Source organism: Siminovitchia fordii DSM 16014 = CIP 108821 (assembly GCF_000374565.1).
In the GTDB taxonomy this organism is placed as follows: Bacteria; Bacillota; Bacilli; order Bacillales; family Bacillaceae_C; genus Siminovitchia; species Siminovitchia fordii.
In genome coordinates this window covers 44,853-54,754 of record NZ_KB894707.1, presented here as the reverse complement: position 1 = coordinate 54,754, position 9,902 = coordinate 44,853, and the positions used below count along the sequence as shown (strand labels likewise).

Annotated in this window: 10 protein-coding genes; 4 read left to right on the top strand and 6 right to left on the bottom strand. The window is 41.8% G+C overall.

The features are described from left to right. Positions 1 to 37: 37 nt before the first annotated feature. From C509_RS25760 to modA, 4 genes are all read right to left on the bottom strand, one after another. Positions 38 to 1,398, bottom strand: a protein-coding gene (locus C509_RS25760; protein WP_154654392.1) for an IS3 family transposase whose coding sequence is annotated in 2 segments (ribosomal slippage) — positions 38 to 942 and positions 942 to 1,398 — 1,362 coding nt in all. Because the reading frame shifts where the segments join, the coding sequence is not laid out codon by codon here. An 83-nt stretch (positions 1,399 to 1,481) separates the two neighbouring features. Beyond that, entirely contained in the window at positions 1,482 to 2,135 is a 654-nt protein-coding gene (locus tag C509_RS0119895) for an ATP-binding cassette domain-containing protein (RefSeq protein ID WP_018708693.1), read from the bottom strand. 13 nt (positions 2,136 to 2,148) lie between these two features. Then, complete coding sequence (gene modB / locus C509_RS0119890; RefSeq protein ID WP_018708692.1) at positions 2,149 to 2,823, bottom strand: molybdate ABC transporter permease subunit; 675 nt, start codon at positions 2,821 to 2,823, stop codon at positions 2,149 to 2,151. Between the two features lie 23 nt (positions 2,824 to 2,846). Further along, positions 2,847 to 3,650, bottom strand: a complete 804-nt coding sequence (gene modA / locus C509_RS0119885) for a molybdate ABC transporter substrate-binding protein (protein ID WP_018708691.1) — start codon at positions 3,648 to 3,650, stop codon at positions 2,847 to 2,849. A gap of 123 nt (positions 3,651 to 3,773) precedes the next feature. On the opposite strand from modA, the gene C509_RS0119880 reads away from it, so the two are divergent. Both C509_RS0119880 and C509_RS0119875 read left to right on the top strand, forming a co-directional pair. After that, complete coding sequence (locus C509_RS0119880; protein WP_018708690.1) at positions 3,774 to 4,682, top strand: helix-turn-helix transcriptional regulator; 909 nt, start codon at positions 3,774 to 3,776, stop codon at positions 4,680 to 4,682. Between the two features lie 14 nt (positions 4,683 to 4,696). Then, a complete protein-coding gene (locus C509_RS0119875) occupies positions 4,697 to 5,566 on the top strand; it encodes a sulfite exporter TauE/SafE family protein (RefSeq protein WP_018708689.1) in 870 nt (289 codons plus the stop codon). Between the two features lie 152 nt (positions 5,567 to 5,718). On the opposite strand, the gene C509_RS0119870 is transcribed toward C509_RS0119875, so the two are convergent. Together C509_RS0119870 and C509_RS0119865 are read right to left on the bottom strand one after the other, a co-directional pair. Then, positions 5,719 to 7,002, bottom strand: a complete 1,284-nt coding sequence (locus tag C509_RS0119870) for a DUF4179 domain-containing protein (RefSeq protein WP_018708688.1) — start codon at positions 7,000 to 7,002, stop codon at positions 5,719 to 5,721. Continuing rightward, positions 6,995 to 7,522, bottom strand: a complete 528-nt coding sequence (locus tag C509_RS0119865; RefSeq protein ID WP_018708687.1) for an RNA polymerase sigma factor — start codon at positions 7,520 to 7,522, stop codon at positions 6,995 to 6,997. Before C509_RS0119865 ends, C509_RS0119870 begins: the two co-directional genes overlap by 8 nt. A gap of 522 nt (positions 7,523 to 8,044) precedes the next feature. Between C509_RS0119865 and C509_RS0119860 the strand changes: the two genes are divergently transcribed. Together C509_RS0119860 and C509_RS0119855 are read left to right on the top strand one after the other, a co-directional pair. Next, a complete protein-coding gene (locus C509_RS0119860) occupies positions 8,045 to 8,914 on the top strand; it encodes a 5-oxoprolinase subunit B family protein (protein ID WP_018708686.1) in 870 nt (289 codons plus the stop codon). Continuing rightward, complete coding sequence (locus C509_RS0119855) at positions 8,911 to 9,900, top strand: 5-oxoprolinase subunit C family protein (RefSeq protein WP_018708685.1); 990 nt, start codon at positions 8,911 to 8,913, stop codon at positions 9,898 to 9,900. Before C509_RS0119860 ends, C509_RS0119855 begins: the two co-directional genes overlap by 4 nt. Positions 9,901 to 9,902: the final 2 nt, after the last annotated feature.

Here is a 9,902-nt window from a genome sequence, read left to right as displayed (position 1 = left end):
CTGAAGTGACCCCAAAAAGTTAGACACGGTTATTTCGTCAGGCGGCATGTTGGGCATGAACCCGGTATTGTATCGGGCTCATGCCTTTTAATTTGGCCTTAATCCGTTTGTGATTATAGTATTTTATATACTTTTCTAGTTCTAGTTTAAAGTGTTCCACACTTTCAAACTCCTTAAGATAAAGAAATTCAGACTTCAGGATACCGAAAAAGTTTTCAATAACGGCGTTGTCATAACAGTTGCCTTTACGTGACATACTTTGCGTAATCCCGCGTTTCTCTAGGGTATGCCGGTATTTTTTCATCTGATAATGCCATCCTTGATCTGAATGAAGCAGGAGTTCATCCTCTTCTGATAGTCGCTTAAATGCCTGATCCAGCATGGTGGAAACTAGTGAATAGGTTGGTCTTGGCCCGATTGTATAAGTGATGATTTCCCCATTAAACAAATCCAGTATGGGTGATAAATACAGCTTCTCCCCAAATAATTTAAATTCCGTAATATCGGTAACCCATTTCTCATTTGACTTTTCAGCCTGGAAGTTACGGTCTAAGATATTCGGCGCGATCTCACCAACCGTCCCTTTATAGGATTTATATTTTTTGATGCGGACTATACATTTAATCCCCAGTTCCTTCATGAGGCGCTGTACTTTTTTGTGGTTTACCTTATACCCACGATTTCTGAGTTCATCGCGTATACGGCGGTAACCAAAACGACCTTCATGTTCATCATAAATAGACTGAACCAATTGTTTCAGTTCTTTATCAGGGTCTGGCCGGCCAAAATTTTTTACGTTGTAATAATAAGTGCTGCGTGGAATACCTGCTAGTTTGATTAGTGCCTTTACCGGAAATTCATGCCTTAGTTCATAGACTACTTGTGCCTTGTCTTGTTTGGTGACTTTTCCTTGTTTTGAACTAAGGCGTTCAACTTTTTTAAATAAGCATTTTCCATACGCAAACGTTCTACTTCTGCCTGTAAAGATTCTACGGATCCTTCGGCTGAACGTTTTTTATTCAGTTGCTTTTCATCTTTTCTTTTCATGGCTGGACGCCCCTTTTTCTTTGGAATAAGGGCATCTATCCCACCAGACTCCAGGAGTTTTTTCCAGCTCCGTATCAAGTTGGTGGTAGGAAGGTTGAAAATCGCAGATGTTTCTCGGATAGACGTCCCGTGTTCATTTATATAGTTTAGTACGTCTAGTTTATAGTCTGCTGTATAGTTTGTATAGCTCTTTATAAATGCTTGTTCCCCATGGTACTCATAACGCTTAACCCAAAGACGAAAATCTCCACAATCAACTCCAAGAGAGTTTGAAATATCCTGATATGACTCCTTTCCTTCTAAATAGCGAAGAACAGCAGTATGTTTATTTGAATCTGATATTTTTACCATCTAAAAAAGCACCTCCAAATGTTCGAGTATGTGTCTAACATTCGGGGTGCAGTTCAAACCCGAGGGGCTTTCGTTTGGTTTCTTTATGGGAATACAAGTGTCCCTGAATCTTTTCTTGGGTTCTTCTCAACAATCTTGCCTTCCTTTAAATATAAAATCCGATTCCCCAGTTTTTCCGCCTCGTTATGGTTATGGGTGACCAGGATGATCGGAATCCTCCATAGCTGATGGACACGGAGCAGTTCTTCATGGCTTTTTTCCCTTGTATCATTATCCAATGCAGAAAAAGGTTCATCCAAAAGAAGGGCGGCGGGTTCAGTGGCGATGGCCCTAATCAGAGCAACACGCTGTTTTTCCCCTCCTGAAATTTCAGAGGGGTATTTCGCTGTTAGATGTTCAATCCGAAGTTCCTGTATCAAGTCCTTGGCAAATGCTTCATTTTTCATACCGTAGGCAATATTTTTCCAGACAGTCATGTGTGGAAAAAGGGCATATTCTTGAAACAAATATCCAATATTCCTATTTTGGATGGTTACGAGAGGCTTGCCGTCAAAAAAAGTAGTTTCGTTTAAGCGGATGACGCCTGAATCAGGTTGATCCAGTCCAGAGATACAATTAAGAATGGTAGTTTTACCCGAGCCGGAAGGACCGAACAGGACGATAATTTCATTGCTTGCCGAGAATTGTATATTCAGATAGAAGTGGGGCAGTTGTTTTTGAATATCGACGGTTAGCACAGACATACCTCCATCAGGATTTCGAATGTTTCATCATGTTCCTCTTACTCCACCAGTTCAGCCATAAGATGGCACTGAATCCGAGAGCGACGATAATGATGACCCAAAATTTTGCCAGTTCCATATTTCCAGATTCCACCGCAAAATAGATGGCAAGCGGAATCGTGTCGGTTACGTTCGGGATATAGCCGGCAATCATCAGCGTGGCACCGAATTCACCAAGGGCGCGGGCAAAGGAAAGGACGGTCCCTGCCAGCAACCCCGGCCAGGCAAGGGGAAAGGAGATTGTCCAGAATACTTTCCATTTCGAAGCGCCCATCGTGTAAGCCGCATTTTCAACGTTCGGATCATATTGTTTAAATGCAGCGGCAGCACTTTGGTACATTAATGGAAAAGAAACGAAAACAGCGGCAATGAGAACTCCATACCATGTAAAAACAATCTGGAAATCAAACCAGTCGAGCAATAGCTTTCCTATGAATCCGTTTTTCCCAAAAACATATAAGAGCCCAAAACCGATAACTGTAGGGGGAAGCACGAGCGGCAGCAAAATGATTGCTTCCACAACGCTTTTCCCATAAAAAGAGTTGCGCCCGATTATTCTTGCTAGGATAACCCCTGTAATAAAGACGATCACCGTTGAGATAGCAGCAGTTTTAAATGATAGTAACAGCGGAGAATAGTTCATACATCTATCATACCTTACAACAATTATTTCTTAAAACCGTATTTTTCCAAAATGCTCTGTGCTTCTTCAGTCCCCAGGAATTTCAGGAATTCTTCCGCCTCTTTTTCATGTTTTGTTTCAGCTAGAACGGCCCCCGGGTAAATGATCGGATCGTGCAGCGACTCATCGACAGTCGATAAAATCTTGATTTTATCGGAAGTCATCGCATCACTTTCATAGACAAGTCCGATGTCGGCGTTTCCAGTTTCAACATACGTCAATACTTGACGCACATCTTTCGCCATGACAAGCTTCTTTTCTTTTTCTAGCTCATCCCACTTTTTCAAGTTATGTAAAATTTCTTCCGAATATTGCCCTGCTGGAACACTTTCAGGATTGCCAATCGCGATTTGATCCACATCTGCCGCAGAGATTTCATCGATTGATTTATAACCGATTTTGGAGTCTGCCCCTGTGATCAAAACGATTTTATTGCCCGTGACATCTTCTCTTGTCGAGGTATCGACAAGGTCATCTTTTTCGAGAGTATCCATCCATTCCTGGTTGGCCGAAATAAAAATGTCCACTGGGGCACCTTGCTGAATCTGCTGGGCCAGTGTACCTGATCCACCTAGATTAAAGGTCAATTCTACAGGGTGTTCTTTTTCATACATTTCTTTAATCTCTTCCAATGCATCAGTCAAACTGACCGCAGCGGAAACGGTCAACGGGGTTTTTTCCTCAACCTTTTCTTCTGAATCCCGGTTGGTTTTACTGCTTGTATCATTGCTGCATCCCGCAAAAAGCAATGAAGCAATAGTCAACATGAAAATTGCAAATTTTTTCATCATCATCCCCCTAAAAACAGTTCTGATTATATCTAATTATAATTGGATATAACTAATTATAATTAGCCTGCTTGTTTAAGTAAATGATAAAATAGAATTATTAAGAATATTGAGGTGTTTTTCTTGGTATACAACGAATCTTTTACTACGGAAGAAATTGCCCAGCTTTTAAAAGTCTCCAAGCTAACAGTCTATGATTTAATCAAAAAGGGCGAGTTGAAGGCTTTCCGGGTTGGCAGGCAAATGCGGGTGGACGCAAAGGAACTGGAAAATTATAAGTCGCGGGGGCAGGAAGTGAGGAGTGTCCAAGGAACGGAATCTTCAGGAATGGCACGTCAAATCGTGATCAGCGGTCAGGACAGCAGTCTTGATATTTTGGCACGTCAGATTGAATCAAAAACTAGTGACTTGCGGCCGCTTCGCTCCTACAGTGGCAGTCTTGACAGTCTGATTGCGATGTATTTGGGAAAAGCGGATGTGGTGAGTACGCACCTGCTCGACGGGGATACGCTCCAATACAATATTCCATACATAAGGAAAATGTTGGTCAGTCAATCTTTTATAGTCATTCACATGCTCCAGCGGAAAGCGGGACTCTATGTGGCAAAAGGCAATCCACATGGATTTCAAACATGGAAGGATCTGGCCAAGCAGGGCATAAAGCTGATAAACCGTGAAAAAGGGGCAGGAGCGAGGGTCCTTTTGGATGAACAGCTGCGGATTAATGGGATCTCGAAAAATCAGCTGAATGGATATGAAGATATCCAAACAAGTCATCTGGGTGTGGCCAGCGTTGTTGCAAACGGCCGGGCTGATATCGGCGTCGGTATCGAACAGTCAGCAAAGGTGGCGAATATTGATTTCATCCCGCTCGTCACAGAAAGTTATGATTTGGTAATGTTGAAAAAAGAAGACAATGCTCGGCTTATCAATATGGTTTTGGAGATTTTAAATAGCGAAGAATTTAAAGAAGAATTGCGATCGCTTGGATATGGCGTGGAAAAAACAGGAGAAGTCCTGTACAAGCAATAGGTTGGAGGATTTGCATGTGGATTATAGCATTTTTGATCGGATTATTTTCAGGAATCATTTCCGGCATGGTGTCAGTTGGCGGAAGCATCATCGTTACGAGCATGCTGATTCTGATATCTGCTGTTTTTCAATTGAAACTGGATATGAAACAGATAGTAACGACAACTGCTTTTTACACACTGTTTACGACAATTTCAGGAGCGATCTATTTTTGGCTGCAAAAACTCGTTGTCAATAAGATTGTCCTATACTTTGGTATACCTGCAGTGATTTCCAGTTTCATTTCATCCTTGATGGCCAACTCATTCAACGACAATGTGCTGCAAGGAATTTTTGCTTTTTTTGCACTGCTGGCTGCGGTGGCGATCGTTTTACCGAGCCGTGGAAAGGAACTTGATGCGGAAAGCAAGTTTCCATATTTCACAGCAATTTTTCTCAGTATAATCGTTGGAGCAGTAGGAGGCATGATCGGTGTTGCAGCCGGATTTCTATACATGCCGATATTCCTGCGGCTATTCCGTTTAACTGTCAGGCAGGCCGTCGGCACCGGTATGGTTGTCGGAGGGATGCTGTGCGTAGGGACTATTTTGGGGAAGTTGAGCGGAGAATATATTCGGATGGATGTCATTGTGCCGCTTGGAATCAGCGGTGTTATAGGAGCGGTGATTGGCGGAAAATTAACAGCGTTGATCAGTGAAAAATCGCTGAGCCTCTTGATGTGCCTGATCATGGCTGCCATTGCCGTCCAGACAATTACTGTATTTCTGGCGGATTCATTAATGATTTCAATGCCGGTGCTCATTGTGGTTGCTTTGGCAATAACAGTGGCATTCGTTTGGCTTATTTTTGGGTTAAATAAAAAATATGTAAGGACAAAGACATAATTTGGCGGCTGGGCAACATGTTAAAAGTGAGGTAGTTTAATTTTCGAAAAATGCACAAACTTGGCCTAAACGAACTCAATCTGCAATTACACGAATCCCAAATGAATAAAGCCTGCTTTTTCCCCAAGGACAAAGCAGGTTTACCCGATTCTCTATTTTACCGGTATCTTAATTTTTTTGTTATAATCCTTTAGGTAATGCATTCCTTCTATCAGCAATAACTCCGGTTTGTCTTTCGTATCGAACAACAGGGTCCGTTCCTTCATGGTCCGGCCGTCTTCATTTTCGGAATCAACTTGGTTCACAGTGGTCAATAAGGGGATTTCTCCACTTTTTGTTTCAATTGATACACCATCGAGCATAATGTCCTCGTCAGTTGCAATGGTGATTTCCGTTCCTTCGGAAGTTAATGCTACGTTTTGGATGATCAAATCTTTGCCTCCCACTGTAAAATTTTTCTGGGAAGTAAGTTTTATTTTTTCCTCAAGTTTCTTATATCCCGCAAACTCTTTTACTACTAATTCCAGTGAATCAAGTTTTTTCGGCAACGCATCGAAGCGAAGGTCAAACTTCATACCGTTAATGGCTGACCGATGGCCGCTTCCAATTGTATCGACAGGCACTCCATTGGCGACTAATTCTATGCCATCCAATGCTGAAGGAACCCTGTCAAAGTTTCCAACATTAAGCTTTCCATCAATCACTGTCAAGGTTGGTGAGGCAGTGATTGATTTGAAGGAAATTGTCCCTTTATCGACTCTTACGTTCTTATATATTTTTTGTTTTAGCTCAGTCTGCATAGCTTTGTTTGGGTCGTAAGAAAAAGTGATACTTTCATCTTTCATTGTGCCACTCTCAACGGATTCCCAATAATGAAAGGTAAGTTTTTTGGAAAATGGACTGACGGGTTCGAAGTACAGCGTTCCTTTGATTTCGGTATTTTCATTGTTGGACATATAAATACTGCTTTCGAAATTTGATCTTGTTAAAAAACCAGTAATTTTAAGTGGCTGAAAACGGTCAATGGTTTCTTCATCTAGCCCTTTTGGATTGCTTAACGTGTAATACATGATCATCTGGTTTGAATCCGTCATGATTCCATCGATAGTAAGGACAGTTCCATCTATCAGGGTCGCTTTCTTTTCAATGGTTTGGCCCAACCCTTTATTGTTCAGATCCTGTAAGGTGCTGTTAATTATTTCATCGAACCCGAGCAGTTTTTTTCCGTAGTAGGCCAAGGCATTATATTGATATCCGGCTGCCACTATTAACACGAGGGCGACGGCCGCCAGCTTCATAAAAACTGAAGTCCTCCTGGGCCTTTTTTTCGGGGTAGTCTGTAAAGCACTCCTCAGCCTTGACTCCAGTTCTTCGGGCGCGGTGATGGAGCTCAGGCGTCTTTTTTCTTCATTCAGCTGTTTTTCAATATCATTCATTCGAATCACCCCCGAAAAGTTCCCTCAGTTTTTTCAAACCTTCGAAAATCCTCGATTTGGCTGTGCCAATTGAAACATCGGTAATTTCAGCTATTGTTTTGTAATCCAGATCATGTAAATATTTCAGTTGAATGGTTTCCCTTTGGTTTTCATTCAGATGGTCCAGCATTTGCTGGATATCCATACGCTGTTCGCTGATTAGATAGGGAGCCTGATACGAATTTTGACCGTCGGGCGCACTCTCCAGCAGGACCACTTTCTTTTGTTTGAGGAGCATGGATTTACAAAGGTTCACTAAAATCGTTTTGCTCCAGCTGTAAAAAGCATCAGCTTTTTTGAGATGATCAATTTTTTCGTACAATGTAAGGATCATTTCCTCCATGGCATCCATTGCATCATGCTCATTTTTCATGTAAGTAAAAGCAAGCCTATAATAAGCATCCTTTTCTGCCATGATCAACTGAAGCAATGCTTCCTTGTCTCCCTTTTTTGCCTTTTTTACCAACCGGCCTGCACCCATGGCCTCACCTCACTTATCTATAAGAGAAATCATAGATGAAAAAAGTTCATTTTTATATAAAATTTTATTATTTAAGATCACTATGTGAAGGCTCATAATGAATGAAAACTGTAAACATCATTCTAAAATGAAAAACACCCCAACCTCCATTCCCGCATATGATGCTTTATTCAAGAAGGTTCAGCCGTATTTTAGGGCACCATTTTTACTCGTCAGTAAACCTGAACTTAACTAAGCCCGAAGATCGATTTCCATCTCGGGCTACAAAAAAATCATTCAAATAATGGATTTTCGGGCAATTATTCGTTTTTTCGGTTCATTGTGTCAGGTTTCGGAAAATCCCGAGTTTTCATGATGCCATTAGAATCTCAATGTAAATTTCAAATACGAAAATAAAAATTTCATTTTTGAAATTTTTATTGGCAGATAATATTGAAAATACTAATGAATATCACTTTTTAATATTGGCATGGATATTGCAATATTAATTGGCATATAGAGTAAATGAGAGGTGAAGTGCTTATGGTCCGTTACGAATACGGTGGAGATGAGTTTATTTTTGTCGAACTGTCAGAAGAGATGAGCCTTGAAGTGAACTTTCAGGCAATGGCAATCACGAAACAATTAAAGGAAGAACAGATTCCAGGCATTTTGGACATTTGCCCATCGAATGCTTCCTACATGGTCCGGTTTGAACCTGAAAAAATCCATCCGGACAAGCTGATTTCAAAATTGAAAGATTTGGAACAAACGATTTCCATTGATGACTTCGAATTATCATCAAGAATGGTCGATGTTCCTGTTTTATTTGAAGATCCATGGACACATGAGGCATTGATGAGGTTCAGGGAACGGCATCAGGATCCAAATTCGACGGATTTGGAATACACCGCGCGAATCAATGGCTTTGATTCAACTGATGCATTGATTGATGCAATGACGGGGTCTCCGTATCTTGTCACAATGATCGGTTTTGTTCCAGGGCTACCATGGTGCTATCAAATGGTTCCGAGAGAGCAGCAGATTGAAGCACCGAAATATGTCCGGCCGAGGACTTTTACTCCTGAGCGGGCGTTTGGACTTGGTGGAGCATTCACCGTAATCTACCCTGTAGATGGAGCCGGGGGGTACCAATTATTCGGAATTGCTGCAGCTCCAATTTTTGAAAGAGACAGCAGGTTATACGACTTCCAGGAAACGATGACATTTCCGAAACAAGGTGACATTTTCAGATACCGGAGTGTGAGCAGGGAAGAATACGATTCAATCAGAAAAGAAGTGGAAGACGGGACTTTCCGTTATCTGACGAAGGAGATTACTTTTACTCCGAAACAAGTACTCGAAAATCCGAAAGCGTTTTCTGAAGAAGTGTTAAGGAGGTTGTACTCATGATTAAAGTGAAAAATCCCGGTTTGCAAACAACTGTGCAGGATGTTGGCCGGATTGGATATTATGAGGTCGGGATGCCGCCTTCCGGGGCAATGGACCAGTTCTCATACAAAGTGGGCAACCTTCTTGTTGGAAATGATGATGGAGCGACATCGTTGGAGATTACATATATGGGGCCTGTCCTTGAATTTGAAGAGGATGCAGTCATTGCGTTGACTGGAGGAGATATTCCTCCAAAAATTAACGGGGAACCTGTTCCCATGTGGGAAACATTATCAATCAAAGCTGGCGATTTATTGTCATTTGACTTTGTCAAAGGGGGAGCCAGGATCTATCTGGCCGTAAAGGGAGGAATCGATGTTCCTCCGATCATGGAATCACGATCAACTTATACATTATGTGGAATCGGAGGGGTGGATGGGCGTCCTCTTCAGGAAAATGACGAATTGAAACTCGGAAATGATGTCAAACAGCAGGTGAAAATCGGAACCCGCATTCCGGACGAATTAATCCCTGAATATACTAAGCATCATGAAATCCGAGTTATTATGGGCCTATGCAGTTACCGATTAACAGAAGAGAGCAAGAAACGTTTCTTTTCTTTGGACTGGACCATCACTCCAGAAGCAAACCGCGTCGGTTATCGTTTTAAAGGAGAGCGGTTGAATTTTGTGGAAAGAGAGCAGCCATTTGGCGCTGGAAGTAATCCATCAAATGTTGTGGACCTGGGCTACCCCATCGGTTCCATTCAGGTGCCGGACGGTGTCGAGCCGATCGCTTTGCTGAATGATGCTGTTACAGGTGGCGGGTATGCAACGATTGCTACGATCATTAGCACTGATTTGAACAAAATGGCTCAGGCAAAAACGAATGAAAAGGTGCGCTTTATCTCTTGCAATATTGATGAAGCACTTGAAGCAAGGAAAGCAGAAAGAGACAAAATAGAACAAATAAGAGAACAAATTCAGTCTCAACAACAGGAGGTCTAATC